Source organism: Edaphobacter sp. FHG110511_03, from assembly GCF_059115365.1.
In genome coordinates, this window is sequence record NZ_JBZYWL010000001.1 from 1,065,445 (window position 1) to 1,090,653 (window position 25,209).

Sequence of the window (25,209 nt, forward strand, 5' to 3'; positions counted from 1 at the left end):
ATAGGATGCAGGTTTTTAGCTGGGACGAGAAAAGAGGGCCGGAATTTTCCGGCCCTCTTGCAAACGAACTTCAGAAGGGATCAGTTACTTGATGGTGCCGTTCATCGCCTTGGGATAGAAGGCTCCCCCCGTGCCTGCCGGACCTCCTCCATAGACAATATTCAGCACCTGTGAGGTCGTGCGCGAAAACGTCATTGCGTTGGCGTCGGCGTTTACGATCGTTGCCGCGCCATTGATTACCCCCACACCGATGTCATCGTTTCCGGTTCCGTCAAGCTTTGCGCGGGTAGCTGCAATCGCCTGCGATGCCGTTTGCGCCGCTGTTCCAGCCTGGAAGATGCGGGTCCGGATCGATGCCGCGTGGTATGCCTCAACATTATGAATGCCGACCGCTTTATCGAGGTAGGTCTTGCTTGAGATCAATCCGGCTGCTCCCTGATAAGCCGTTACCCCGACGTCTTCGAAGATGAAGGCTCCCAGCAGAAAATTTGTTTCGCTAGCAAAGGGATCGAAGGTCGCTCCCAGACCCGCAGCCTGAGCCAGAGCATTGAAGCTGTTTATCAGGTCGATCGGAGGTTGCGCTACGGCCGCTGCGGCCAGTTGAGATTGCAGAAACTTCACGTGGTTCTGCTCGTCCTTGGCTACCTCCGCTGCGAACTGTTGTAGCAAGGGAGTTGTAAAGGCTACCTTGGCACTGTCTTTTACTGTCACAGCACCGCCTGCCGTACCGTCCCCGCCCTTGGTAGAGATACCAGCCTGTTCGAGTGTCATTCCAGTTGTTGCGATGGTGTAGAACTGCGCTTCGAGATACTCAAGGTTCAAAGCGAAGTTCAGGATATCGGCGTCCGTTACTGTTGCAGCCTGGGCAAACGCCTTATGGCTCAGGGCCAGCCCCGCCAGAGCAGCGCCACCCATCAGAATGGCGGAACGTCGCGACGAGATTTTTTCCTCGGTCACTGCGTTGCGTATGTTCTCTTCTCCGTAGCTCATCGTCATCTCCTAGGTAGCTGAAGCTGTGATCTTTCCATTCAGACCGTTGGGGAAAAATCCGCCTGTCTTCACAACGCCTGCTGTAGCGTTGAGATAAACGATGTGCAGAACCTGGTCTGTCGTTCGGCCGTATGAGATCGAGTTCATATCCGCGGCGACGATCGCTCCCGCCGACAAGGTCGTCTCTGCACCGCCACCGGCTTTTGCACGTAACGCGGAGATTTGGTTCGCATACGTGATGTAAGGCACATCCAGCTGTACCAGCAGGGTTCGTATCTCGCCTGCGTGATATGCTTCTGTCGCGAGGATGCCTGCCGCTGCCGCAAGATTCTTCTTATCCGTCAGCAGTCCTGCCGCTCCGTGATATGCCGTCACGCCCACATCCTCAAACACAAATGCGCCTACGATAAAGCTGTTCTCGTCTGCGAATGGATTGAACGTTGGCCCGATGCCGGCTGCCATGGCCGCCGCGTTGAAGCTGTTGGTCAGATCAATTGCCGGACGGCTTACTGCCGCCGAGCCCAGTGCCGTTCTGAGAAAGCGCACATGAGCCAGCTCATCATTCGCGATCTCGGTGGCATACTGCTGAATCGCCGGGGTCTTGAAGGCGACCTGTGTTCCGCCAGTCACCGTTCCTGGGGAGGAACCGGCGTCCGTCGTTGAAAGTCCCGAACCAGTGACAGCCCGCAGATAAAATTCAGCTTCCAGGTATTCAAGATTCAACGCGAAATTCAGAATATCCGCGTCGGTAAGCGTCGTTGACGGTGGCGTGGTCGGAGGGTTTGGATTCGACGAAGAGCCATTATCACTGCATCCCTCTGCCAGCGTCAGCACAGCGGCCGCGCCTGCGCCCGTTCCCGCCATATTCAGGAATCTTCGGCGAGACACACTTCTCTTGTTAAAGAGTTCCTCAAGATTACTCACGATATCGGTCTCCTCTGCAGCCTGAAACCTGCGCTTACAGGTTCAGTACGCAAGGGACACGATGACGGATTTCTTTTCTCAGCAGATTATTTGCTGTGAGGGACAAAGCTCAGTTGTAGCTGACCTTCCGCTCGCCCCGAACAATCCTGCCGATAATGCAGTGCCGTTCATTGGCGCGGTTCAGAATTGCCTTTGCCTTCTTTACCTTCTCTGCGGGAATGACGGCAATCAGACCGATCCCCATGTTGAAAGTGCGAAGCATCTCATCCTGTTCCACATTTCCGAGCTTTTGAAGATGTTCGAAAAGCGGTGGAACCTGCCATGTGGCAAGGTCGACGTGCGCGCCCATTCCCTTCGGGAGAATTCGCGGAAGGTTTTCCGTGATGCCTCCACCGGTAATATGCGCCATCCCGCTCACGACCTCACCTGCAGTCAGCTTCTTGATGATCGCAAGGTAGCTGCGATGAATCCGCATCAGCGCTGCGCCGGTCTTGTCTTTCAGCTCGTTCACATACTGTTCCGGACCATACTTCGCTTCTTCGAACAGCAGCTTTCGCGCTAGAGAGTAGCCGTTTGTATGCAGTCCGTTCGAGGGCAGGCCCAGAAGGATGTCGCCCACCTGAATCCCATCCCCGGTAATAATCTTGTCTCGGCTGACTGCGCCGATGATTGTGCCCGCGAGATCGTACTCCCCATCACCATAGAAGCCGGGCATCTGCGCCGTCTCTCCGCCGATCAGAGCGCATCCATTGGCGCGGCAGGCATCCGAGATGCCTTGCACGACCGTCTCGACCACGGAGTTCTCCAGCTTTCCGGTGGCAAGATAATCCAGGAAGAACAGCGGCGCCGCACCCTGCACGGCAATATCGTTTACGCAGTGATTCACCAGGTCCTGTCCGACTGTGTGGTGAATCCCCAACTCGAAGGCCACCTTCAGCTTCGTCCCTACTCCGTCTGCGGAAGACACCAGCACGGGGTTCGGATACTTCTCCAGGTCCAGCGCGAACAGGCCGCCAAACCCTCCAATCTCGCTCAACACCTGTTTGTTGAAGGTCTTTCGGGCGAGCATCTTGATGCGATGCTTCGATTTGTCTGCGGCGGAGATGTCCACGCCAGCGTCGGCATAACTGATAGCTCTTTTCCCCGGTGCTGGGGAGGTTTTTTGGGCAGCGCCCTTTTGCGCAGCTGACGTGCGCAGCTTTGAGTTGCTCGCTTCCGCCTGCCTTTGCATCGTGCTGTCTGGGGTGGTCGCGTCGGTGGTGGGGAAGTTCTCCGGCAAGGTGCTCTCCAGGGGGATTTATGCAAAAAAGCAGAGATATCAGTCTAGCAGCACGGCGCTCCCCTTCAGGTTCCTGGGCTTAAACTCCTTTACCCGGCATCCGTCACACCACAAATCGAGACCGGATACTGGCATCGGGTACTGGACAGACTGCATATCTTCCAAAGACCGAATATCGAATCCGGGCCACAACGCCATAGCCCCACTCGCGCAGCCAATGCGGAATGGCGCCCAACAGCCTGCCCATAACTCGCCATCCACCGCCCAGCGATCGCAAAACCTCCACCACTGCATCAGACCTCTGATACACGCGCTGCCCCGCGCCCAAAGCATCCACGACCAGGACCACTCCCTCCATCCAGTTGCGCGAGCCCGCCAACTCTCGTGACACGGCGCTATCCAGCGCCGCAAACCGAAAAGTCCCGGCGGCGTCTCTCTTCAGCACAAATCGCACCAGGCCATTGCAAAGCGCGCACACGCCGTCATACAGCAGCACCGATTGCCCCAGAATCTTCGCGCGCTCTCCATCCGTCATCTGTCTCATCCTGATTACCGGGCGTCCGTCGAGGAATTTCCGCCATACCTGTCAGCGACGAGGCGGCAGCTCACAACCAGAAACCCACAACTTCTATACTGAATACGATGCCTCTCTCGCACAATCGTTCCAACTTGCTGCAGCAGAAAGCCGAAGCTGTCTTTCCCGGGGGCGTGAATTCCCCCGTCCGCGCCTTCCGTTCCGTAGGCGGCGAGCCTCCCTTCCTCACCCACGCCGAGGGAGCCTGGCTCTACGACGAAGACGGCAACCGCTATCTCGACCTCTTCGGCTCCTGGGGACCCATGATCCTGGGTCACGCCTTTCCTCCCGTCGTCGAGGCCATCCGCGACGCCGCAGGCCGCAGTGCCAGCTTCGGAGCTTCCACAGCCGCGGAAGCCTCGCTGGCGGCACTCGTCCAGCAGTGCTTTCCCTCGGTTGAAAAACTCCGTTTCGTCTCTTCCGGCACCGAGGCCTGCATGTCCGCCATCCGCCTCGCCCGCGGATTTACCGGCCGCAGCTTCATCCTCAAGTTCGAGGGCTGCTACCACGGCCACTCCGACGCCATGCTCGTCAAGGCAGGTTCGGGAGTCGCTACACTCGGCATCCCCGGCTCCGCAGGCGTTCCTGCCGAGACGGTCATGCATACTCTCGCTCTCCCGTTCAACGATCTCGAGGCCGTCCGTGCCGCCTTTGCCGCCCGTCCCGACGAGATCGCCTGCGTCATCCTTGAGCCCATCGTCGGCAACGCCGGAACTATCCCTCCTGCGTCCGGCTACCTCGAAGGCCTCCGCGAGATCACCCGCAAGCACGGGGCGCTCCTTATCCTCGACGAGGTCATGACCGGCTTTCGCGTCACCCTTGGCGGAGCCCAGCGTCTCTACAACATTCAGCCGGACCTCACCACGCTGGGCAAGATCATCGGCGGCGGCCTGCCCTGCGGGGCTTTTGGAGGACGCGCAGATATCATGAACTTCCTCGCCCCCCTCGGTCCCGTCTACCAGGCCGGGACCCTCAGCGGGAACCCTCTCGCCATGGCCGCTGGGATCGCCACGCTCGAACATCTCATCGCCAACGAGCAGACGGTCTACTCCCAGCTCGAGCAAACCACCGCCGCCATCGCCGGGGGCGTAGCCGACCTCGCCGGCGAGGCCGGAGTCACCCTGACGACCAACCAGGTGAGCTCCATGTTCACATGGTTCTTTACGCCAAGCCCTGTGACAGACTTCGCCTCTGCCTCCTCCTCCGACACCGCGGCCTTCGGCAAGTTCCATCGCGCCATGCTCGACGGCGGGGTCTGGCTCCCTCCCAGCCAATTCGAGGCTGCCTTTGTCTCGGCCGCCCATACTCCCCAGGATGTAGCCTATGTCCTTGACGCCGCCCGAACTGCTCTCACCCGCAGTTGATCGCGCTTAAGGCATCCACCCATTCTGTTACCTTTTCCGAAGATCTCCATCGAATGGATAGCGGCATTATTCGGGAATAGGTCATGTTTGACTCAGATATAACCCGGGACGATCAGGCAAAGAAGATGACGCGAAGGCTTTTCTTTGCCGGCATCGCTGCAGTAATCGCCGTGCCTGCGCTGCGCAGATCCCCTATCGTCGAGGCCAGTGAGGAGATCCGCGGCACTCCAGGCGAGGTTGTGATCGTCAACTTCAGCGACGATGGAAAAAACCTTGGCAAGCAAACGGTCGCGAAGATCCTGAAAAGCAACAGGGAGTGGCTCCAGCAACTGGGCAAGAACTCCTTTCAGATCGCCCGAATGGCTGACACCGAGATGCCCTACTCCGGCGTCAGCTGGAACGAGCATGGCCGCGGAATCTTTCGCTGTGTCTGCTGCAATGCGGCGTTGTTCAGCTCGCAGACGAAGTTCGAGTCCGGCACCGGCTGGCCAAGCTTCTGGACGCCGCTTGCAAAGGAAAACGTTGCTGAGGCGGCGGACCGCTCTCTGGGAGTTGCCCGGATTGAGGTCAAATGCGCGCGATGCGAGGGCCACCTGGGACATGTCTTCGACGATGGCCCGGAGCCGACAGGCCTGCGTTATTGCATGAATTCGGCATCGATGCACTTCATTAAGGCGTAACGCGTCCGAACCGCCTTCTTTCAAAACATGTCTTCGTCTTGAATTGAAAGAGAGCCATCGAGGTATGGACCTTTCTACTCTGTCCGAAGAGCCACAACAGGTTCGATATGGGCTGCGCGGTTCGCCGGAAGATAGCTCGCTGCCAGCCCACAGAGCGCCAGCAATAGCGTGACCCCGATCGCTGCCAGCACATCGTAGCCGCTGAACTTATAGCCCAGCCAGGACGTGACAAACCTCCCGGAACCGGCGATCAGGACCACGCCGATCGAGACACCGATGCCGAGAAGGACAAGAGCATGGCGGAGCACCAGCCACAGAATCGCCTCGCGCTGAGCGCCCAGAGCCAGGCGAATCCCCAGCTCGCGTGTGCGCTGGCCCACTGAGTACGCCAGCAGACCATAGATACCGGCCACGGCAATTACCAATCCGCAGAGAGCGAACAGACTGAGCAGTCTTGCCGCGAGCACCTGATTGCCGAGGGAGTCGTCCACCACCTGCTGCATATTCTCAACGCCGTTCAAGGCTGCATCCGGCTGAAGGCTATGAACAACCCGTCGAAGGTTCTGCGTCACCGTTCCGACAGGAAGAGGTGAACGAATCGCTATATTCATGTAGAAGTTGCCAAGGATCGGATAGAGCTCATCCTGCGGCAACAACTGCGTGAGGTTGTAGTGAATCTCCGGCAACGGTGGCTGTCCCAGTGTCTTCTGCGGGCTGTCATCCACAACGCCGACGATCGTCGACCATTGCCGCTCACCGGTGTCGTTGAGCCGCAGCTGCTGTCCGATGGGGCCTTCTTTCGGAAGAAAACGCCGCACGAATGTGCGATTGACGATCGCTGTAGGAGGGCCTGTCGCAGTGTCGGTCGATGTGAACAGGCGCCCCTGCAGCAGGCGGATGCCCATTGTGCGGAAGTAGTCCCCCGTCGTGGCTCGCGCCTGAGCGACGGCATGCGCCGACTGCTCCGGCTTGGGATGATGGGCAATCTCAACTGTCATGTTGAAGTCCCAGCTGCCCTGGAGCGGGCGAACGGTCGTCAGCCCGGCGGATTGGACGCCCGGCAGAGTCCTGACCTGGTCCAGCAAAGGCCCGTAGAAAGTATCGATGATCGAGGGTGTTCCCTTCTGCTGCTCGGGAGACGTCATGAAAAGAGCCGAGGCATGATTCGGCAGATAGATCTCACCCGTAATCACCTGGCTGGCAACGAACCCCACGCGCGTATGCCGCAGAGAGACCAGTGTGCGGACCATTAGCGAAGCAGCCACCAGCAGGGTCAGCGTCAACGCAATCTCGCCGACCACCAACGCGTCGCGCCACCGAGTCTGTTGCTGGCTCGTTCCACTGGCCGCCGCCCCCTGGCGAAGGCCATCCTGCGGGGCTATGTTCGAAGCATGGAGCGCCGGCAGAAGACCGAAGAGAATTGCCGACACGCACGAAGCAACGAAGAGATAAGCGCAGACTTTCAGGTCGATATGGATCTGATCGCCGAAGATGATCGCGTTCGCTAGGTATCGCTTCAGTAGATGTAGCGCCAGGACCGCAAGTCCAAGCCCTAAAGCGCCGCCCGCCAGGCTCAGTAGAAGGCTCTCTGTAAGAAACTGGCGAATCAGGCGGCCACGTTGTGCGCCAAGCGCCGCGCGAACCGCAATCTCACGCCGGCGAGTGCTTCCTCGCGCCAGCAAAAGTCCCGCAACATTCGCGCAGGCGATAAGCCATACCGCGAAGACTGCAACATCGAGCGCCAGAATTGCGGGCCGTACCGAGCCAGTGACCACATCCGGATAGGAAGCAACGCGAACCGGATCCGCGCTCTCATCTTTTGGGTACTCATGCCGAAGCTGATCGTGGATCGAGTTCATCTCGTGCGTCGCATCGGAGAGCGAAACTCCCGGACGGAGCCGCCCAATGACGCTCATCATGGCGGAGTTGCGCTCCTGGAGGGACTTGTCTTCGATCGGCGCCGGAGTCCATAGAGCGTTGTCGCCGGTGTTGGCGGGGAAGGCAAATCCTTCGGGCATCACCCCTACGACCGTGTAGGGAAGTCCGTTGATCGGAACAGAGCGGCCCACAATGCCCGGATCGCCGTGGTAAAGCTCCCGCCAGATTGAGGCTGTAAGCACAACCACATTCGTGTGGCCAGCTTCGCTGTCAGACGGCAGGAAGGTTCGGCCCATCAGAGGTCGAGCCTCCAGCAGGTCGAAGAGGTTTGCACTCGATATAACCTGCGCAACCAGCCTGGGGCTATTCGTTCCGCCAAGCGTCGGAACCTGCTCGGTAAAGAAGCCGATCTGCTGAAAGGAGTGGCTGCGAGCCTGCCAGTCGCGTATGTCCGGCATTGAGGTCGGAGAGAATCCACCGCTCTCCGATCGAACCGCCATCTGGACGACCTCACTGGCGCGAGGAAACGGCATGGCGCGCAGCAGGACCTGGTCCACGACAGAAAACATCGCTGCATTCACACCAATGCCAAGCGCCAGCGTAAGCACAGCCGTCAACGCGAAGACAGGTGCATTGCGAAGCTGACGAAGGGCGTAATGAAGGTCTTGAAGGAAAGAACGCATGAATGTCTCCAAAGAAAACCTACATCAAAACATGCATGCGAAGCTCCGCGATTCGTCGTAGATAACAGGCAGCCTAATCAACAACATGCTGTTCTCCTTCGTGAATCCTTGCTGTTCGGAACTGCAATCGCATGTCCGAAATCGGACACGGCCTGCCTACCCATCTGTCGAATGCTGTCCTCCTTTCTAGGGTCCGAATGGATTCTGTACCATGATCGGGTTTGAACTTATTCCTAGAAGGAGCAACACGTAATGCAAAAGCAGACGAGGAGAGACCTCTTAAAAAATGCTACCAAGGCAGCCATGGGCGGAGCCCTGGTTACACAGGGGGCCTCTGCGCAGACGAGATCGATGGTAAAAAAAGACGCCACAGGCAAACCACCCACGGCCTTTCCCTTCACTCCCGTCGTCTCGTTCGGCAATCTTTTGTTTGTCTCCGGGATCGGATGCCGCGTCAAAGGCACCATCGAGGAAGAGACCAAGTGGGTGCTCGACGAGATTGAAAAGAATCTGGCAGCCGCAGGCTCGTCACTCGAAAAGGTGCTCAAGGTCAACGTCTTCATGGAAGATATCAAGGAATTCGACCGCATGAACGCCGTCTACAAAACGCGCAAATGGGGAGCTGTCTTTCCTGCTCGGAATACTGTTCAACCGGCCCAGCTTCCTGCGGGCGACTACGGTTTGGCAATCGATTGCATTGCTTACGTCTAATGCGGCTTTCGAGAGCTGCTACCCTGTCATTCAGCGCGCGTCATTGGAAGCGCGCTCTCAGGCAGATGCGGCCAACTCATATCCTCAGCGGCCTGCTCGTCGTTGTTCTCTCGGGCCAAGTCCGTCGGATGGATTCGCAGGCGAACGATACTGCCGCCCAAAACTCTGTACGCTACAACCTCAGCGTATCGGTCGATGAGGTTGACCTCACCTTCCACGCAAGCGATCTTCATGGTGCGCCGGTTAATGACCTGAAACTCGACGAGCTGAATCTTCTCGACGACGGCAAACCACCTCGAAGCATTCTCGTCTTCCAATCCCTCGCGGATTTGCCGATCCGCGCCGGCGTCCTCATGGATACAAGTTCGTCCATGGAGAACAACCGTCCCGGAGGCCGGGCCATTGCGACCCGATATGCGCAACAGCTTTTGCGGCAAAAGACAGACCAGGCCTTCGTCATGGAATTCGGCCACCGTCTGAGTCTCTTACAGGACTGGACCAGCGACACTGGTGCGCTTACGAGTGGCATTCGCCGCGTCGCTGGGGGACCTGGCACCACGGCCATCTTTGGCACAATCTATAGCGCATGCCGCTATCAGTTCGGAAAAGGCGACCATGCCTCCTATATCAACTTCATCCTTCTCTTCTCCGATGGCGAGGACAATGCCAGCTACCTTTCTCTAAAGCAGGCCGTCGATATGTGCCAGCGTACCAATACTGCCATCTACGCCTTTCGTGCAGAGTCGAAGCCCGGTCTTACCCTTCCGGGCCCGAGAACTTTAGCAGAACTGGCTTCAGAGACTGGAGGCCGTGTCTTTCATGACGACGACTCAGATGCGGAAGTGACAGAGGACCTCCATATCATCGAAGCCGATCTCCGAAATCGGTATCGTCTTGTCTATAGACCGGACCAGCTGAAACCCGACGGCTCATTTCATCGAATTCAGATGAGAGCCCCCGAACGGGTAGGCAAAATCCTTATCCGGACCGGATACTACGCGCCGCAGCGTTGAACTTTCCTGCAACAGGCAACAGCTCTTACCCCCACTCATCCACCCCAACAAACCGCATCCCCATGGACTTCTCTATCAGCTGTTCGGTTGCGCGAACGGTATTCATCCGTGGGGCGCCCAGCCCTTCCTGTCCTCCATCATGCAGCACGAGATTCGTCGCGAACCCACGTCGCCGGTTTCGCTCTACCCCCTGCATGGACCGCGCCAGAATCCTCTCCACCCCAATCGGATTCCAGTCTCCGCAGATCACATTCCACTGCACTGGGACCATCCCCATCTCCCGCGCGAATCGCAGCACCGCGGGTCTGCGCGCGCCATGGGGAGCGCGAAAATACCGCACGTTCTCTCCCAGCACGTCCTCGATGGCTGCGCTTGCCCCGCTAAGTTCTTCACGGATTCTCCGCTCCGTCTGCCAGGCCAGCCACGGATGCGTCATCGTATGGTTGCCGATAAGGTGTCCGGCAGCGGCGATCTCCCGCACCAGACCCGGACACTGCTGCGCAAACCTTCCAATCAGAAAGAAGGTAGCCCGTACGCCAGCGCCCTCCAGTATTTCGAGCAGCCGAGGCGTCACCTCCGGGTTCGGGCCGTCGTCGAAGGTCAGAGCAAGCTCATCCGGCCGGGCAGGGGCGATCAATGTCCTGCCGAAGATCTGGGACTCCGGCGATAACGCTGCCCAGGCCAGCCCGGCCGTCATGGCCGCGGCGAGGCCCATGGCTGCTCCAATGGCTGCCGCCGACACATCGCCGCCCGCCACAGCACCCTCGATCCATGCGCGACCGTTCATCGTTCGATTCCAGAGCCCTCTAAAGTATCCTCTCACTCGACCATGCTTCGGGCCATTCTTCTCCAGTTAGGCCGTGATCGATAGGTAGAGTTGGTCACTAGTGAATTACGGAGAGGCCGCCACCGGTTTGAGCTGTGGTGCGGCCGTTGTCACCGGTATTCCGTTCAAGGCTCTGTGCGCGGCTCGCAGCAGAGCGGCGGTGCCGTCATCCTCGCCGAGCTCCCAGATCATCAGGCCGCCCAGACCCTGCTCGCGGGCAAAGCTGGCCTTGTGGGCGACCGAGACAGGATCCTCATAGGTCCAGAAGGCATCGCCATCGAAGAGCCAGGGCGCCTGAGAGGATGGATCGCGATAGACGGTCGAGTGTTCCATCAGCGTCTGAATGTAGCTGTAGGGACGATCCCCGTGAATTCCTGTGCCTTCCTGAAAGAGGCCGTTCGCGTCTTCGGGTACCTGATGCCAGCCGTAGGCATAGAAGGGAACGCCCATCAGAAGCTTGGAGGTGGGAACGCCGGCGTCATGCCAGGAAGAAATGGACCGGGTCACGGTGCCGCCCTGAAATTCAGGTGGCGCAGAGAGCGGAGCGAGGAGGCCGGTGGTCTCGCTCCAGGGTCCGACGAAGTCGTAGGTCATCAAGCCGACCTGATCGACGAGGGACGCGACGGTGGCGACATCGGTTCCGGGATACATATGCGGCGTATGGCCGACGGCGATGGTGAGCTTCAGGCCGGGACGGACGGCGTTCATCTGCCGGCGGAACTCGCGTAGAAGAGCCTGAAAGTTGGCAGCGTCGGGCTCGCGAGGGAACTCCCAGTCAAGGTCGATGCCGTCGAAGAGGCGAGGGGCTTCGATTCCGGGAGCCAGGTGGCCTTTGAGGAAGATGTCGACGCAGGAGGCGACGAAGGCCTCGCGGTTGCCAGGCTGGGCATCCTGGGCGAAGTCGGAGGCGCGACCTTCGAGCGAGATAAGGATGCGCAGGCGAGGGAACTTCCGCTTGAGAAGTTGAAGCTGATGGAGGTGGCCGCGAAAGGGGCGGGAGGGAGAGTCAGCGACACCATTGACGCTCTGCTGCGCGCTGAAGGTGAAGTTCAGGTCGGCGTTGGGGTCTGCTACGGAGCAGCGGCCATTCGTGACGAACCCCTGGGCATAGTTGACCTGGTCGACGAGAGGAGCCTTGCCCCCGGGTGAGATCAGATTTTTGACGAGATAGGGCTCCTCATCGTAGAGCGCCCATTGTGGAAAGTAGCCCACGAGTGTGGGATGGGGGAGAGGCTGCTTCTGCCCGAGTAAGACTGACGACGCGGACAGCGCTAGGCTGAGACAGAGGGTAAGGCGAAAGAGAAGCGCACGCCGCATATCGTGAGAGACGCGCTCCGGCCAGAATGGATGCATCAGGAGGACCTCGATGGCGCGGAATTAGCGATTTTGCAACAGAATGGTCGCGCTCGGCGCGATGTTCCACCTAGGCGTGACAAAGCGCACCGAAGATAGGTACCCGTCCGTCCTCAAGACCGGTCGCTTGGTAGAATCGTATTGATTATGTCCACTGCCACCGCACTCTCGCCAGAGATTCTTGCCAAGTACCAGCCTGTGATCGGGCTTGAGGTTCACGTCCAGCTCCTTACGGAGTCGAAGGCCTTCTGCGGCTGCGTGAACCAGTATGGCGGAGAGCCGAACACTCATACCTGCCCCGTCTGCCTCGGCCTGCCGGGAGCGCTTCCGGTGCTCAACCGCAAGGCGGTGGAGTATGCGGTGCTGGCTGCGAAGGCGATCAACTGCGAGATTCGCGAGACGAGCATCTTTGCGCGGAAGAACTACTTCTACCCGGACTCCCCCAAGGGCTACCAGATCTCGCAGTTCGACAAGCCGGTGGCCGAAAACGGCTGGATCGAGGTTCCGGCGTTCGATGAGCGCGGCGTCGCGATCACCAAGCGCATCGGTGTCACGCGTCTGCATATGGAAGAGGATGCAGGCAAAAGCATCCACGACGGCTTTGCCGACTCGATCAACCGGACGTACATCGACCTGAACCGCTGCGGCACCCCGCTGGTGGAAATTGTGAGCGAGCCGGACCTGCGTACGGCCGATGAGGTCTTCGAATACCTGACCCGCCTCAAGGAGATCCTGCTCTATACCGGCGTGAGCGACTGCAATATGGAAGAGGGTTCGCTGCGTTGCGATGCGAACGTCAGCGTGATGCTGAAGGGAGCGAAGCAGTTCGGTACCAAGGCTGAGGTGAAGAACGTCAACAGCTTCCGCTTCATCCGCTCTGCGGTGGAGTATGAGATTGAGCGCCAGATCGGTGTGATCGAAGAGGGTGGCCGCGTAGTGCAGGAGTCGCGACTGTGGAATAGCGGCGAGGGTCGCACCTACTCGATGCGGTCTAAGGAACAGGCGCACGATTATCGCTACTTCCCGGAGCCGGATCTTCCGCCGCTGGTGGTTGGTGCGGAGTGGCAGGCAGAGATCCTGAAGTCGATGCCGGAGCTTCCCGAGGCCCGGCGCGTGCGAATGATCGCCGAGTACGGGATCAGCGCGCAGGATGCGGCGACATTGACTGCAACGGCCTCGTTCGCGGACAAGTTCGAAGCTGCGGCGAAGAAGGCGAAGAGCCCGAAACGCGTGGCCGCCCTGCTGACCAGCGAGCTGACGATGCGATTGCGGCTGAAGAATCTGGAGCTGGAGCAGTCGCCGGTGTCGATGGATGGCATCGTGATGGCGGCGGATCTGGCGGAGTCGGGCGAGCTTTCGAGCAAGATGCTCAAACAGCTTCTGGATACGGCGTTTGAAAACAACGAAGACTTCCCCGCTGTCTATGAGCGCGAGAAGCCGCAACAGATCTCCGATGCGGGTGCGATCGAGAAGATGATCGATGAGGTGATCGCGGCGAATCCGAAGCAGGTGGAGCAGTATCGCGGAGGCAAGAAGACGGTTTCGGCGTTCTTCGTGGGGCAGGTGATGAAGCTGTCAAAGGGACAGGCGAACCCGGCGCTGCTGAATGAGCTGGTGGTGAAGAAGCTGGATAGCTAAGGCTATTCTCGGCATTTTGTAAAAAATTGTTGCCGTGTCTTCGATCGGTCTGGAGTTTAATGGGCGGATGCGAACGGGTGCGTTGTCTCTGCGGATGTGGAGTGCGGCGGCAGTGGTATCGTTGGCCCTACTTGGGTGCAGGGGAGACGTGACCTACGTGGTGCCTGAAGAGCCGATGCCGCCGAACACGATTCTGCTTTCTGGCATGATGCGCGAGCTGTCGGCTACGCCGGGTTTTACGGATGCTCTTCTAGCCCGGCTGAACGGCGGAAAACAGGGACCTGCGTTGATGAGCCCCGCGTTGCTCAAACGCCTCCGCGAACTTATTCTGGGCAAAGACTGGCGAGGGCTGGATCGGTTTCCGGGGTGGACGCTCAAGGGAATCAACCCTACCGTAAAGGTCGCCGGACGCTTCGTAGCGAAGAAGGACGATGGAACGGTGTCGGTGCAGGAGGGAGCAGGGCCGATTGAGCACGCTCCACTCGAGACAGGCTCGCCAACAATGGAACGCGTCGCTCCCTTCATCGACCTTGGCCCATACACGCTGGAGAAGGCCGGACCTATCAATCTGAACCAACCCTCAGACCTTCCAGGGTTCACCACGGAAGGCATCGTGAGCGAACTGGGCGCGGGTGTCATGCGTGGCGATGGACCGAACCCACGCCTGGCGCCGATGCATGCGGAGAGTCAGCGAATTGCCGATGTGCTGAATCGCCTAAGCCTGAATGGATTGAGCGGAGTCGCTCCGGCCTCGGCGGCGGTCGGGGGAAAGGCAGCGATTTCGCCGGAAGAGTTGATCGCTGCGCTGATGGCGACAGGACACACCGTAACGGTCTTCGACGCTCGTTACTTCGCAAACTTCGGTCATTTTCACTTCAAGGATCAGGAAGTGATGATGCCATTCTGGTTGAACTCGCAGCTCGCGGTTCCCGGCACAAAGCGATCGTTGTTGGTCCCTGTAAGCCACGCCGAGTATGAGTGGGAGATCCGGGCCCCGAAAGATAAGCCCGGCATCAATGCGAATGTGAGCTGGTACTTCGGCATCGACGGCAAGAGCGAGTTTCGCACCATGGATACGCAGGATCAGGCCTGGGTGTTGGGTCGTCATGCGCACGAGTATCGGGACAAGGATGCAGTCGAGGTAACACGTCTGGTGGGGAAGATGGTCGTTGCATTCATGCGCCAGCATCTGCGTCGCCCCGATCTTCCGTTCGGTGGCTACTATCCGCTGGGTGTTTGCCAGGACGGCGTGGCTGCAATTGAAAAGAAGATGACGGGGAAGGACACTCTTTTTCCGAACACGGCTGACGTGTCGCTCTTCGACGATCCACGGGATGCTGAAGTGAATGCGATGATGGCTGCGATCCCGAAGGATTTCGAGGGCCATGAGCCGGAGCCGGAGCGAATCTTCGGCTCGCTTCCCACGGACGATCTCAACGCAATTACCATCCCGGGGCTCGCAGAGGATCTTACGAGCGTGAGAGCAGCATGGCAGGATGGTTCGCTGGAGCGCACGCCGACGTGGGTTCGCAGAATGCTATTGCGAATGATTGGAGCGGCAGCAGTGCTGTTGCTCGCGGGCCTGGTGCTTTGGAGAAGAAGACGCATCGCGCATTGAGTGCACGATTCTCAGCGCATTGGATGCAACTCGCGGAACAGATTATGCCTTCTGAACCAGATGGGAGGATAGTATGGCAACCAAAAAGGCAAGCAAGAAATCCGCAAAGAAGTCTTCAAGCAAAAAAAGTGCGAGCAAAAAAACTCCTGCAAGGAAATCCGTAAAGAAGTCGACGGCAAAAAAGACATCCGCGAAATCGAAATCCAGCAATAAATCGAGTTCCAGGAAGTACAGTCCATCCGCAAGCAAGAACGTCGAACGAGAGATGCGCGAGATGAAGCAGGGCAAGCTGAAGAGCGGTCGCAGCGGCAAGAAGGTCACCAGCCGCAAACAGGCAATCGCGATCGGGTTGTCGGAAGCTCGCAGAGAAGGTAAGAAGGTTCCCGCGAAGACAAGTTAAGAAGCTCACTGCGCCACAGCGATGCCCGTCAGCAAGGCCATGACTCGGGATACGCGAGTTGCGACCCTGTTGATGGCATCGCCTTAACTTAAAGATAAAGAAGGCGGACAGTTACAGATCTAAACGGACTCCTGCATCGACTCTTCGATACGCGCCTGCTTTGAGAAGCTCTCCGTCGCCTTCGCAACCGCCGATTCTACGGTTTCGTTGAGTTCGTAGGCGATCTCAAGAATGCCGGGAATCTCCGCAGGAAGCGTCGCTGCTAAACGAACGAGCTTCGTCCAGTCGATGGTTCCGGATCCCGGCCACAGATGCTCGTCGCGCACCCCATTGTTATCGTGAATGTGCAACTCGCTGATGCGTGAACCTAAATGTTCGAAGGCATGCTCCAGCCCACCTTCGCTCAGATGCGCATGTCCGACATCGAGGGTGATCCCGACGTTATCGAAGTGACCGATCTTCAGAATCTGCAGCAGATGCTCGGGCGTGGTTACATCGTTTTGCAGATTCTCAAGCAGCACCTTTACCCCGAGTGGATGAGCGAATGTCTTGATGTGTTCGATGGCCGTCAGGGAGTTCTCAATCGCTCTCTCATCCCAGGGATCGTCTTTCAAGCCGAGATGAAGGGTGATGGCTGTAATGGGTATCTGCTCCGCCAGCTCGAGCGCTCGCTTTACCTCGTCCATCGCATCGATGCGATAAGTTTTATCCGGAGCAATCAAAGAAAGTGTAGGGCAGACGTGGCGCGACCAGTTTTCCGATTGCTCGCGAGTATAGATGGGTTGATGAAGCGTCGCACCCACACCGGTGTCGTTAAACCAGGTGGCAAACTCTCGAACCACGGCGCGATCCGTATAGTCGAAGTGGTGTCGCGCAGCAAAGAGTTCGATGGTGCGAACTCCGCCGCGGTGCAAGGCATCGAGCAGGCCGGGGTGAAGGCGCTGGGAGAGAAAAACGTGGGTGGAGATTCCGGGCTGCATGCTGAACTAGAAGAGTACAACAGACCAGCCTGTGAGGATTTCGTTTAGCATGGGCTTGTCCTAATTTTAGTGAGAGAAACCATGCGGTGGATCTGGGTCACGGTTGCTTTTACCGGAACGTTATGGGGCCAGGCAATGAATACGCCGGCCGTTGTTCCACAGCCTGACCCAACCTTGCAAAAAGAACGCATGGTGAAAAGACTTGCAGACTGGCCAGACCTGGCCCGTTATCGGGATGAGGATTCCGCCCTCGGCGCTCCCAGGCCAGGCGAACAAAGGGTGGTCTTTCTGGGGGCTTCGATCACGGACTTCTGGGGAAGGAAGTACGGGGAATTTTTCCCCGGTAAGCCTTATGTCAATCGAGGGATTAGCGGACAGGTCACATCGCAGATGCTCGCCCGGTTTCAACAGGACGTAGTGCACCTCAAACCGGCAGCCGTAATCATCGCCGACGCAGGCGCGAACAACATCGCTGGAAATGCGGGACCTGCCACGCTCGAGATGTTTCAAAACGACATCGTCTCCATGGTCGCGATTGCGCGTGCCAACCACATCCGCGTTATTCTCGCGTCTCTTCTGCCCGCCGCACGATTTCCCTGGAAACCCGAGGCCAGACCGGCAGCCGCGATTCTGGAATGGAACGAATGGCTGAAGCACTATGCGATTGAGCAACGAATGATATATCTGGACTACTACTCGGCCCTGGTGGACGCGGAAGGCGGCATGAAGCCGGAACTTGCATTCGACGGAGCCGTGCATCCAAATACTGCCGGATATGCTGTGATGCAGCCGCTGGCAGAGAAAGCTATTGCAGAGGCTTTGGCGGCAGCAGCGCCATAGTCAGGATCAGCAATCACGTATCGGGAGGAAACGATTTACATGGTTCGTCGAATGATTGTTCTGGTGGGAACCCTCTGGTTGGCGGTCACAGCTTATGGACAAGCTCCTGTAGCAGCAGCTCCGCCCGTCGTGGATACCGCGAAGCAGATGGCCACCATGCAAAAGAAGCTGGACGACTGGCCGCAGCTCTCGCGATACCACGATGCCGATACCGCATTGCCTCCCCTGTCTGCTGGCGAAAACCGCGTCGTCTTCTATGGAGATTCCATCACGGACGCCTGGGCGAGAAAGCCGGAAGAGTTCTTTCCCGGCAAACCCTATGTCGGTCGCGGCATCAGTGGACAGACAACCCCGCAGATGCTCGTACGGTTTGAGCAGGACGTTGTGCACCTGAAGCCCGCTGTGGTCGTCATTCTTGCCGGTACCAATGACATTGCCGGCAACACAGGACCGTCCACGCCGGAGATGATCGAAGATAACTTCGAATCGATGGTCGCAATCGCGAAGGCGAACAACATCAGGATGGTCGTCTCGTCCATCCTTCCGGCGGACCACTACAGCTGGCAACCTGCTGTGCATCCTGCCGATCAGATTCGGCAGATGAACACGAAACTGAAAGAACTTTGCCAGAAGGATGGCCTTGTCTATCTCGACTATTACTCGGCCATGACGAATGACAAGGGCGGTCTCGATCCTGAATTGGCGAAAGACGGAGTGCATCCAACCAGCAAGGGATATGCGATCATGTCTCCTCTCGCAGAGAAGGCGATCGCAGAAGCATTGGCACGTTGAACAGAAAGAAGAATCATCATGGAAAAGACAATGACTCTAGGCCCGATCGTTCCCCCTTTCACCAGGGAGACCGCCATCAAGAAAGTCCGCACCGCAGAGGATGGATGGAATACGCGTGATCCGCAGCACTGCTCGCGCGCCTACACCGTGGACAGCCGATGGCGCAACCGCTCGGAGTTCGTGACGGGGCGTGACGCGATCATTGCATTTCTCACCCGCAAATGGGAGCGGGAGCTGGAGTATCGACTGATCAAAGAGCTATGGGCCTTCGACGGTGCAAGAATCGCCGTTCGGTTCGCCTATGAGTGCCATGATGCCACCGGTCAGTGGTGGCGCAGCTACGGCAATGAAAACTGGGAGTTTGACGAGAGCGGGCTCATGAAAGCACGCCACGCCAGCATCAACGACCTTGCGATCGCAGAGTCCGAGCGGCTATATCACTGGCCGATCGGGCGCAGGCCCGACGATCATCCGAGCCTGAGCGATCTGGGGCTTTAGCGAGTAACCACTTGATGTACTGTTTGCGGTACCTGGATCCAGTCTCAGTAGAAGTGAATCGTTGTGAGTAAACGACACGCATGAGGAGAGCAGGATGCCATACCTTACCGTCGGGAGAGATGCAGGCAACATTGACCTTTACTACGAGGACCACGGCGTGGGCCGTCCGGTCGTCCTGATTCACGGCTTTCCTCTAAGCGGAAGATCGTGGGAAAAACAGATTGGGCCTCTGGTCGACAGCGGCCATCGGGTCATCATCTACGACAGACGCGGCTTCGGCCGGTCCTCGCAGACGATCACGGGCTACAACTACGACATCTTCTCCGAAGACCTGCACAAGCTCGTCAAGCATCTCGATCTGAAACATCCTTCGCTGGTGGGACATTCCATGGGAGGGGGAGAGGTCGCAAGGTACATCTCGCGATACGGATCGACAAACATCGATCGGGCTGTCTTCATCGCCAGCCCGGTGCCACATATTTTGAAATCGCCGGACAACCCGAACGGTGTCGATGTCAGCGTACAAATGGAACTTGAGGCCTCCGTCAAACGAGACCGACTAGCCTTCCTGACCAGTTTCTTCGAGAACATGTACAACGCGAATGTGTTGCTAGGCTCCAGGCTGACGGAGGAGGAGCTTCGTTATAGCTGGAACATCGGCTCAATGGCCTCGCCCTACGGGACTTTGAAGTGTATCGGGGCGTGGTGGACCGACTTTCGCGGCTGTGTCACAAGGATCAATGTCCCCACTCTCATTATTCATGGGGATGCGGATCGGATCGTCCCGCTGGAAGGAAGCTCGAGGCTCTTGCAACCATCGATTCGTGGAAGCAGACTGGCAATTATCGAAGGCGCTCCACATGGCTTGCTGGCCACCCACGCTGACAAGGTCAATACTCTGCTCGTCGATTTTCTACGCTAGGCAATTGGGCCGCGACTGAAATGTTTGTCGCGGCCCAATATCTTTACTGGCCAGGTACGGCCTTGACCAGTTGCTCCAGCGGGTCAATAAATACAAACCGCACCAGAGCCTGCTGCTGGCGCGCAGCCTCAATCTGCGAGAGCTTTGACTGCTTCCAGCCAGCCGGAGCCTTGCTGGCTCCGCTGAGATAAGAAAGCGCTTCTTCGCCAGTCTGCGAAAGCTGCTGCAGCTGCTGTGCGCGCGGACGCGCAATCGCCAGCAGAGGCGAGCTGGACATCTGAGTCTCAACCGCAGGCACTGACGCGGCCCAGTTTTTGAACCAGTGGTCCAGCTCTGCCCGAGCCTGCCTATTTGTCGAAGGCGACTTGAGCAGCTCACGAACCAGAACATCGACCTGGTGGCGAGACGGAGGATCTGGCCGCACCGCATCGACGAGGTTGTCCAGGGGCGTGATCTGATCCGTATGCTGGCCCTTGTAACGATCTCCGAACGAAACAGGCTGCAGCGACGATGCGAAGACTCGCAGTGCGTCAATGTTTCCGGTGCCAGCCAGTTCACGCAGCGCAGCATCCTCGTGGGTCAGATTACGCAAGCCAAGTGCTTCGATGCGAAGGGATTCCACGTTGAGTCGACGGTACATATCGTCGACGTCTCTCGTCGATTCAGGAGACCAGAATCGTTCCGCAATAGCGGCGGTGCGTGGCCATATTCGCGAATCGATGGAAAGAGCGTTGATGTGCTCGCCCCACATGCAAACCTCGCCACCCAACACGAACTTTCGCTGTTCGGGGGTGAGCTCGGAACTCGAGGGAAGCGGGTCTGCAAGGTAGTGCTCTTCTGCCGACTTCATTCCATCCAGATAGTAGGGCTGCGAGAGGATTCCGTGATATCCGCGTCTTGCAGCATCGGTGAGTGACTTCGCGCCGCGCCAGGAGTGAATGACGGCGTCGGTTGGAAGATCGGGATTCAGGATCTCGTCCCACCCGACCATATGTTTGCTATGTTTCTTCGCCAGTTCGAGCACGCGTCCCGAGAAGTAGGTCTGCAGCTCCTCTGTGGTCTTGAAGTTGTGTTCGCGCATGAAGGCGACAACGCGGGGGTTGTTCTTCCACTGCGTCCCCGGAGTTTCGTCACCACCAAGATGGAGGTAAGCGTCGGGGAAGATGGTCGCCATCTCGCCGAGGAAGGCGTCGATAAACTGATAGGTGCTTTCCTTGGTGGGGTCCATCGCCACCGCCTCAACACCGAACTCGCGCCGTATGGTGTACGGTCCAGAATCGCTCGATAGCTCGGGATAACCCACCAGCCAGCTTCGAGTGTGGCCCGGCATATCGAATTCCGGAATGACCCGGATTCCGCGAGCTGCTGCGTAAGCCACAATCTCTTTCGCCTCTTCCTGTGTGTAGAAAAGGCCGTCGGAGCCCTCGCCGGTGAGCTTCGGATAGATCTTGCTTTCGATGCGGAAGCCCTGGTCTTCGGTGAGGTGCCAGTGGAAGACGTTCAGTTTCACCGCGGCCATCGCATCCAGATTCCTTTTGATTACCTCGACAGGCTCGAAGTGGCGGCCGACATCGATCATCAAGCCACGCCAGCGAAAACGCGGGGTATCGTCGATCTGGACAGCCGGAAGAACGAAGCCTGTACCGCTCGCCTGCACCAGTTGCAACAGCGTAGTCAGCCCGCGCATGGCGCCGACGACCGTAGCGGCGTGAAGCTTAGCCCCGGTCGAGGTGATCGTCAGCGTGTAGGACTCATCCTCCTCGAAGGATTGAATCGTGTCGCCCGCGCCATCGACGTCGACTACGAGGGTGGCCGATGCGCTGTTGCCCATCTCGCGCTGACGCGGGACGCCGGTCTTGCGCTCGATCTGCTCGAGAGTCCGCGTAACTGCGTCATCGAGGCGCTGATTATGAAAGTGCGGAACCCCCACCGTCACTGCCGTAGTCCATGGCAAGGTTGCGCCAGTCGCATTCAGATGCGCCGGCTGCGGCATCAACGTGTTGACGAAGGCGGCCTGTGCGGGGACGGCGGCCTGTGCTGAGGCGCTACCGAGAGTAGGTCCTGTCATCTGCATGACGGCAATCGTGAGGGCAGCGGCAATCGTGTGCTTCACCCGGTTCTCCTTGGAGATGTGGATTCTCTAGAGAACTATACAGATTTGAGCCTGCACAGATCAGCTACCGGCATGTCCTCTTCCTCACTCACGTCTGGCGCGCACTGCATCCAGTAGAAAATTTGTCAGGAATTGTGTGTCCTCTTCGACGGAACGAGCGTTGGCGTCGGCGAAGACCCGGCGCTCGTTGACCCCGCGGATGGCATCCGAGGTGGCCCATGCGGTTGCAACGAAGTCCTGTTGCGGAATCTCGCCTGCGTCCGCACCGGCGGCGAGCAGGTCGGCGAGGTACAGCACACTCTGACGCTGCCAGCCGATGCTCTTTTTGCGGTACTGCGGTGCGCGACTCATGCTGAGAATAAGCCGGTAGAGAACGTGCTGCTCCTGCCAGAAGGCTATACGGACCCGGATAAACGCTGCATACTTCCCGGCGAAATGCGGCTCGTTCAGTACATGCTTTTGCGTCAGCTCGTCCACCTCGCTAATCGCTTGGAGAACGGCGGCCTGGTAGATATCGTCTTTGGAGCGGAAATAGAGGTACAGGGTGCCCTTCGCAAGGCCAGCCGCCTTCGCAATTTCCTCCATGCGCGTGGCGTCGAAACCCTTGTTTCCAAAGACCTTCGTCGCCGCGGTAAGAATCTCTGAGCGGCGGAGCTCGGTCACGACCTTCTGCTTGCTGCTTGTGGCGACGCGAGGCATGGAACGACGTTCTCCCAGTGACTTATCATAAACTTGCATCAATATGACCCATCGGTCATCAAACAATACTGACAAGTCATTATGCCAGCCGTTCTCGAAAAACCCGGGATCTCTGAAGCAGAAGCGTCGCTGGCGGAGGCCGTTCCGCAGTTCGACAACGAGCGCCTTCCCCAGGCAAAAATCTTCAACCCGTGGATCGTAGCCCTGGTGGTCACCATCGGCACCTTTATGGAAGTGCTGGATACCTCAATCGCCAACGTCGCTCTTCCGCATATCTCAGGTAGCCTCTCCGCCTCGCAGGATGAGGGAGCCTGGGTGCTGACCAGTTACCTTGTGGCAAATGCGATCGTGTTGCCGATCAGCGGATGGCTCTCGTCGCTGATGGGCCGCAAGAACTTCTATCTGACCTCGGTCTTCTTCTTTACCGTGTTTTCAGCTGCGTGTGGACTGGCTCCCTCGCTGGGCATGTTGATTCTGTTCCGCGTGGCCCAGGGGCTGGCGGGCGGTGGCCTGCAGCCTTCGGTGCAGGCGATTCTCGCGGACACCTTCTCCGCGCAAAAACGCGGCATGGCCATGGCGCTGTACACGGTGGCTATTCTTGTCGCTCCCGTACTTGGGCCTACGCTGGGTGGCTGGATTACCGACAACTACTCCTGGCGGTGGATCTTCTACATCAATATTCCGATCGGGATTCTGTGTGTCTTCCTGACGCGCATCGTGCTTGAAGATCCTCCTTACATGAAGGAAGCGAAGGCGAAGGCCCGGAAGGTCGCAATCGACTGGGGAGGCCTGGGCTTTATCTCACTCGGGCTGGCTACGCTCGAGATCGTCCTCGATAAGGGGCAAGAACTGGACTGGTTCGGATCGCCGTTTATCGTCTTCTTCGCCAGCATCTCCATCATTGCGCTTGTGGCCGCAGTCTTATGGGAGTTGCACACTAAGAATCCGGTCGTGAATCTTCGCTTGTTGAAGGAGCGTAACTTCCTCTTCTGCTGCATCATCATCCTCGGTCTCTATGCGGTGCTGTACGCGACCACATATCTTCTTCCAACCTTCATGCAACAGATGATGGGCTACGATGCCACGACCTCGGGGCTGGCGCTTTCGCCTGCCGGAATCTTTACGATGATCGAAGTTCCGTTTGTGGGCTACGTGCTGACCAAGGGATACGATCCTCGCAAGATGGTCTTCTCCGGAATGTTGCTGATCGCATCTTCCTGTTGGTGGATGTCGTCCTTGAACTTAGATGTAGCCGAGATGAACCTCATCCTTCCCCGTATCGTGCAGGTACTGGGACTGGGTTTGATTACGGTCCCGGTAAGCACCATCGTCTTCCGCTTTATTCCGAAGACGGAGAGCTCACAGGCGGCGGGCCTTTATGCCCTGGTACGAAACGAAGGCGGAAGTCTTGGCATCGCGCTGGTAAGCACGATGTTGCAACGCCGGGCGCAGGTGTTTCAGACCGTGCTCGGGCAGAACATGACGGCGTCGAGCGGAGCCATGCAACACGCTGTGAAACAGCTCTCTGCGGTGCCTGGGAACGCGACCGACAATCATTACTTCGCTCTGGCGCAACTCTACCAGGCGATGCAGCGACAGGCTCTGCTGCAGTCGTACATGGATCAGTTCAAGCTCCTGTGCGGAGTCATGGTCTGCATGCTGCCGCTGGTGTTTTTCCTGAAACGGCCGCCGGTGCAGAAGCACATCGAGCTTGAGGCGCACTGATAGCTTCTAAAGCATCTGAACCTTGCCACTGGAGAGCTCATAGACGCCGCCAACGATCTTCAGCTTTCCGGTTTTCACTGCAGGCGCAACGATGGGCTGGAGATCGTCAAGCCGGTCTACGCCACGTTTTACATTGGCGCGGATGGCGTTTTCCAGCGGATTGCCCGGCTTGTGCTGCGATTCGAGCACAGAGGGCTTGATGGCGTTCACAAGATCGTTGATGGCGCCTGGAAGAGCGTCTTTGTCGTGAATGTGTTCAATTGCGGCCTTCACGGCTCCACACTGGCTATGGCCGAGAATCATGATCAGGGAAACTCCCAGCTCTGCGACGGCGTACTCGACGGTGCCTTTGACTGCGGCGCCGGCCCCATCGACGTAGTTGCCGGCTACGCGGACAACGAAGAGCTCGCCGATGCCGAGATCGAAGAGGATCTCCGGTGTTACGCGGGAGTCCGAGCAGGTAACGATACAGGCGATCGGGCTTTGGCCAGCAGCGAGCGGCTTGAAGTCCCCCGGGGTGCGACGAGGATGAGTCGAGGCTCCCGCGGCGAAACGCTTGTTGCCTTCGAGCATCAGCTTGAGCACCTCGTCTGGCGGAGGAGCTGGGACGGAACGGGGCGCGGCCAGTGCTTCGAAGGGAAAATTTACGCTGGCGAGGACGACGCCGGTGTTGCGGAGAAACTTACGACGGGAGCTGATGGTCGACATA

At 58.2% G+C, this 25,209-nt stretch carries 23 protein-coding genes; 12 read left to right on the top strand and 11 right to left on the bottom strand.

What is annotated here, in order from left to right:
* Positions 1 to 84: 84 nt before the first annotated feature.
* From AC5S26_RS04275 to AC5S26_RS04290, 4 genes are all read right to left on the bottom strand, one after another.
* A complete protein-coding gene (locus tag AC5S26_RS04275) occupies positions 85 to 990 on the bottom strand; it encodes a ferritin-like domain-containing protein (protein ID WP_494183609.1) in 906 nt (301 codons plus the stop codon).
* 9 nt (positions 991 to 999) lie between these two features.
* The gene (locus tag AC5S26_RS04280; RefSeq protein ID WP_494183610.1) at positions 1,000 to 1,914 is read right to left on the bottom strand and encodes a ferritin-like domain-containing protein; all 915 of its coding nucleotides are present in this window, start codon (positions 1,912 to 1,914) and stop codon (positions 1,000 to 1,002) included.
* Between the two features lie 109 nt (positions 1,915 to 2,023).
* A complete protein-coding gene (purM, locus tag AC5S26_RS04285) occupies positions 2,024 to 3,145 on the bottom strand; it encodes a phosphoribosylformylglycinamidine cyclo-ligase (protein ID WP_494184604.1) in 1,122 nt (373 codons plus the stop codon).
* Between the two features lie 151 nt (positions 3,146 to 3,296).
* On the bottom strand, positions 3,297 to 3,728 hold the full coding sequence (locus tag AC5S26_RS04290) for a thiol-disulfide oxidoreductase DCC family protein (RefSeq protein WP_494183611.1): 432 nt from the start codon (positions 3,726 to 3,728) through the stop codon (positions 3,297 to 3,299).
* 107 nt (positions 3,729 to 3,835) lie between these two features.
* On the opposite strand from AC5S26_RS04290, the gene hemL reads away from it, so the two are divergent.
* Positions 3,836 to 5,131: a glutamate-1-semialdehyde 2,1-aminomutase gene (gene hemL, locus AC5S26_RS04295; protein WP_494183612.1), complete on the top strand. Its 1,296-nt coding sequence runs from the start codon at positions 3,836 to 3,838 to the stop codon at positions 5,129 to 5,131.
* Between the two features lie 83 nt (positions 5,132 to 5,214).
* Positions 5,215 to 5,811, top strand: a complete 597-nt coding sequence (gene msrB, locus AC5S26_RS04300) for a peptide-methionine (R)-S-oxide reductase MsrB (protein ID WP_494183613.1) — start codon at positions 5,215 to 5,217, stop codon at positions 5,809 to 5,811.
* A gap of 74 nt (positions 5,812 to 5,885) precedes the next feature.
* Here the strand turns inward: msrB and AC5S26_RS04305 are convergent, their stop codons facing one another.
* Complete coding sequence (locus tag AC5S26_RS04305; RefSeq protein ID WP_494183614.1) at positions 5,886 to 8,372, bottom strand: ABC transporter permease; 2,487 nt, start codon at positions 8,370 to 8,372, stop codon at positions 5,886 to 5,888.
* A gap of 252 nt (positions 8,373 to 8,624) precedes the next feature.
* Here AC5S26_RS04305 and AC5S26_RS04310 point away from each other — a divergent pair, with 252 nt between their 5' ends.
* Both AC5S26_RS04310 and AC5S26_RS04315 read left to right on the top strand, forming a co-directional pair.
* The gene (locus tag AC5S26_RS04310; protein ID WP_494183615.1) at positions 8,625 to 9,083 is read left to right on the top strand and encodes a RidA family protein; all 459 of its coding nucleotides are present in this window, start codon (positions 8,625 to 8,627) and stop codon (positions 9,081 to 9,083) included.
* Between the two features lie 65 nt (positions 9,084 to 9,148).
* Entirely contained in the window at positions 9,149 to 10,096 is a 948-nt protein-coding gene (locus AC5S26_RS04315; protein WP_494183616.1) for a VWA domain-containing protein, read from the top strand.
* Positions 10,097 to 10,121: 25 nt separating this feature from the next.
* On the opposite strand, the gene AC5S26_RS04320 is transcribed toward AC5S26_RS04315, so the two are convergent.
* A complete protein-coding gene (locus AC5S26_RS04320; protein WP_494183617.1) occupies positions 10,122 to 10,883 on the bottom strand; it encodes a polysaccharide deacetylase family protein in 762 nt (253 codons plus the stop codon).
* A 105-nt stretch (positions 10,884 to 10,988) separates the two neighbouring features.
* Positions 10,989 to 12,275, bottom strand: coding sequence for a glycoside hydrolase family 18 protein (locus AC5S26_RS04325; RefSeq protein ID WP_494183618.1), 1,287 nt, complete (start codon positions 12,273 to 12,275; stop codon positions 10,989 to 10,991).
* A 147-nt stretch (positions 12,276 to 12,422) separates the two neighbouring features.
* On the opposite strand from AC5S26_RS04325, the gene gatB reads away from it, so the two are divergent.
* The 3 genes from gatB (at position 12,423) to AC5S26_RS04340 (ending at position 15,931) form a co-directional block, all read left to right on the top strand.
* A complete protein-coding gene (gene gatB, locus AC5S26_RS04330) occupies positions 12,423 to 13,913 on the top strand; it encodes an Asp-tRNA(Asn)/Glu-tRNA(Gln) amidotransferase subunit GatB (protein ID WP_494183619.1) in 1,491 nt (496 codons plus the stop codon).
* Between the two features lie 67 nt (positions 13,914 to 13,980).
* Positions 13,981 to 15,531, top strand: coding sequence for a hypothetical protein (locus AC5S26_RS04335; protein ID WP_494183620.1), 1,551 nt, complete (start codon positions 13,981 to 13,983; stop codon positions 15,529 to 15,531).
* 73 nt (positions 15,532 to 15,604) lie between these two features.
* The gene (locus AC5S26_RS04340; RefSeq protein ID WP_494183621.1) at positions 15,605 to 15,931 is read left to right on the top strand and encodes a DUF6496 domain-containing protein; all 327 of its coding nucleotides are present in this window, start codon (positions 15,605 to 15,607) and stop codon (positions 15,929 to 15,931) included.
* A gap of 119 nt (positions 15,932 to 16,050) precedes the next feature.
* Here the strand turns inward: AC5S26_RS04340 and AC5S26_RS04345 are convergent, their stop codons facing one another.
* Complete coding sequence (locus tag AC5S26_RS04345) at positions 16,051 to 16,911, bottom strand: sugar phosphate isomerase/epimerase family protein (RefSeq protein ID WP_494183622.1); 861 nt, start codon at positions 16,909 to 16,911, stop codon at positions 16,051 to 16,053.
* Positions 16,912 to 16,992: 81 nt separating this feature from the next.
* On the opposite strand from AC5S26_RS04345, the gene AC5S26_RS04350 reads away from it, so the two are divergent.
* The 4 genes from AC5S26_RS04350 (at position 16,993) to AC5S26_RS04365 (ending at position 19,963) form a co-directional block, all read left to right on the top strand.
* The gene (locus AC5S26_RS04350) at positions 16,993 to 17,751 is read left to right on the top strand and encodes an SGNH/GDSL hydrolase family protein (RefSeq protein WP_494183623.1); all 759 of its coding nucleotides are present in this window, start codon (positions 16,993 to 16,995) and stop codon (positions 17,749 to 17,751) included.
* A gap of 39 nt (positions 17,752 to 17,790) precedes the next feature.
* Positions 17,791 to 18,543, top strand: a complete 753-nt coding sequence (locus AC5S26_RS04355) for an SGNH/GDSL hydrolase family protein (protein WP_494183624.1) — start codon at positions 17,791 to 17,793, stop codon at positions 18,541 to 18,543.
* 18 nt (positions 18,544 to 18,561) lie between these two features.
* Complete coding sequence (locus AC5S26_RS04360; RefSeq protein ID WP_494183625.1) at positions 18,562 to 19,041, top strand: nuclear transport factor 2 family protein; 480 nt, start codon at positions 18,562 to 18,564, stop codon at positions 19,039 to 19,041.
* Positions 19,042 to 19,135: 94 nt separating this feature from the next.
* Positions 19,136 to 19,963 (top strand): alpha/beta fold hydrolase, encoded by an 828-nt coding sequence (locus AC5S26_RS04365; RefSeq protein WP_494183626.1) that lies wholly within the window; start codon positions 19,136 to 19,138, stop codon positions 19,961 to 19,963.
* Between the two features lie 43 nt (positions 19,964 to 20,006).
* On the opposite strand, the gene AC5S26_RS04370 is transcribed toward AC5S26_RS04365, so the two are convergent.
* Both AC5S26_RS04370 and AC5S26_RS04375 read right to left on the bottom strand, forming a co-directional pair.
* Positions 20,007 to 22,076, bottom strand: coding sequence for a beta-N-acetylhexosaminidase (locus tag AC5S26_RS04370; RefSeq protein WP_494183627.1), 2,070 nt, complete (start codon positions 22,074 to 22,076; stop codon positions 20,007 to 20,009).
* An 84-nt stretch (positions 22,077 to 22,160) separates the two neighbouring features.
* Positions 22,161 to 22,775 carry a TetR/AcrR family transcriptional regulator gene (locus AC5S26_RS04375; RefSeq protein WP_494183628.1) on the bottom strand — a complete coding sequence of 205 codons (615 nt, stop codon included), beginning with the start codon at positions 22,773 to 22,775 and terminating at the stop codon, positions 22,161 to 22,163.
* Positions 22,776 to 22,856: 81 nt separating this feature from the next.
* Between AC5S26_RS04375 and AC5S26_RS04380 the strand changes: the two genes are divergently transcribed.
* On the top strand, positions 22,857 to 24,500 hold the full coding sequence (locus tag AC5S26_RS04380) for a DHA2 family efflux MFS transporter permease subunit (protein ID WP_494183629.1): 1,644 nt from the start codon (positions 22,857 to 22,859) through the stop codon (positions 24,498 to 24,500).
* Positions 24,501 to 24,506: 6 nt separating this feature from the next.
* Here AC5S26_RS04380 and AC5S26_RS04385 read toward each other — a convergent pair whose 3' ends face one another.
* Positions 24,507 to 25,208, bottom strand: coding sequence for a carbonic anhydrase (locus AC5S26_RS04385; RefSeq protein ID WP_494183630.1), 702 nt, complete (start codon positions 25,206 to 25,208; stop codon positions 24,507 to 24,509).
* Position 25,209: the final 1 nt, after the last annotated feature.

What these genes read in the sequence shown, in the direction of transcription:
- AC5S26_RS04275 (WP_494183609.1), bottom strand. Translation starts at nt 990, where the DNA reads ATGAGCTACGGAGAAGAGAACATACGCAACGCAGTGACCGAGGAAAAA.
- purM (WP_494184604.1), bottom strand. Translation starts at nt 3,145, where the DNA reads ATGCAAAGGCAGGCGGAAGCGAGCAACTCAAAGCTGCGCACGTCAGCT.
- AC5S26_RS04290 (WP_494183611.1), bottom strand. Translation starts at nt 3,728, where the DNA reads ATGACGGATGGAGAGCGCGCGAAGATTCTGGGGCAATCGGTGCTGCTG.
- hemL (WP_494183612.1), top strand. Translation starts at nt 3,836, where the DNA reads ATGCCTCTCTCGCACAATCGTTCCAACTTGCTGCAGCAGAAAGCCGAA.
- msrB (WP_494183613.1), top strand. Translation starts at nt 5,215, where the DNA reads ATGTTTGACTCAGATATAACCCGGGACGATCAGGCAAAGAAGATGACG.
- AC5S26_RS04305 (WP_494183614.1), bottom strand. Translation starts at nt 8,372, where the DNA reads ATGCGTTCTTTCCTTCAAGACCTTCATTACGCCCTTCGTCAGCTTCGC.
- AC5S26_RS04310 (WP_494183615.1), top strand. Translation starts at nt 8,625, where the DNA reads ATGCAAAAGCAGACGAGGAGAGACCTCTTAAAAAATGCTACCAAGGCA.
- AC5S26_RS04315 (WP_494183616.1), top strand. Translation starts at nt 9,149, where the DNA reads ATGCGGCCAACTCATATCCTCAGCGGCCTGCTCGTCGTTGTTCTCTCG.
- AC5S26_RS04320 (WP_494183617.1), bottom strand. Translation starts at nt 10,883, where the DNA reads ATGAACGGTCGCGCATGGATCGAGGGTGCTGTGGCGGGCGGCGATGTG.
- AC5S26_RS04325 (WP_494183618.1), bottom strand. Translation starts at nt 12,275, where the DNA reads ATGCATCCATTCTGGCCGGAGCGCGTCTCTCACGATATGCGGCGTGCG.
- gatB (WP_494183619.1), top strand. Translation starts at nt 12,423, where the DNA reads ATGTCCACTGCCACCGCACTCTCGCCAGAGATTCTTGCCAAGTACCAG.
- AC5S26_RS04335 (WP_494183620.1), top strand. Translation starts at nt 13,981, where the DNA reads ATGCGAACGGGTGCGTTGTCTCTGCGGATGTGGAGTGCGGCGGCAGTG.
- AC5S26_RS04340 (WP_494183621.1), top strand. Translation starts at nt 15,605, where the DNA reads ATGGCAACCAAAAAGGCAAGCAAGAAATCCGCAAAGAAGTCTTCAAGC.
- AC5S26_RS04345 (WP_494183622.1), bottom strand. Translation starts at nt 16,911, where the DNA reads ATGCAGCCCGGAATCTCCACCCACGTTTTTCTCTCCCAGCGCCTTCAC.
- AC5S26_RS04350 (WP_494183623.1), top strand. Translation starts at nt 16,993, where the DNA reads ATGCGGTGGATCTGGGTCACGGTTGCTTTTACCGGAACGTTATGGGGC.
- AC5S26_RS04355 (WP_494183624.1), top strand. Translation starts at nt 17,791, where the DNA reads ATGGTTCGTCGAATGATTGTTCTGGTGGGAACCCTCTGGTTGGCGGTC.
- AC5S26_RS04360 (WP_494183625.1), top strand. Translation starts at nt 18,562, where the DNA reads ATGGAAAAGACAATGACTCTAGGCCCGATCGTTCCCCCTTTCACCAGG.
- AC5S26_RS04365 (WP_494183626.1), top strand. Translation starts at nt 19,136, where the DNA reads ATGCCATACCTTACCGTCGGGAGAGATGCAGGCAACATTGACCTTTAC.
- AC5S26_RS04375 (WP_494183628.1), bottom strand. Translation starts at nt 22,775, where the DNA reads ATGCCTCGCGTCGCCACAAGCAGCAAGCAGAAGGTCGTGACCGAGCTC.
- AC5S26_RS04380 (WP_494183629.1), top strand. Translation starts at nt 22,857, where the DNA reads ATGCCAGCCGTTCTCGAAAAACCCGGGATCTCTGAAGCAGAAGCGTCG.
- AC5S26_RS04385 (WP_494183630.1), bottom strand. Translation starts at nt 25,208, where the DNA reads ATGTCGACCATCAGCTCCCGTCGTAAGTTTCTCCGCAACACCGGCGTC.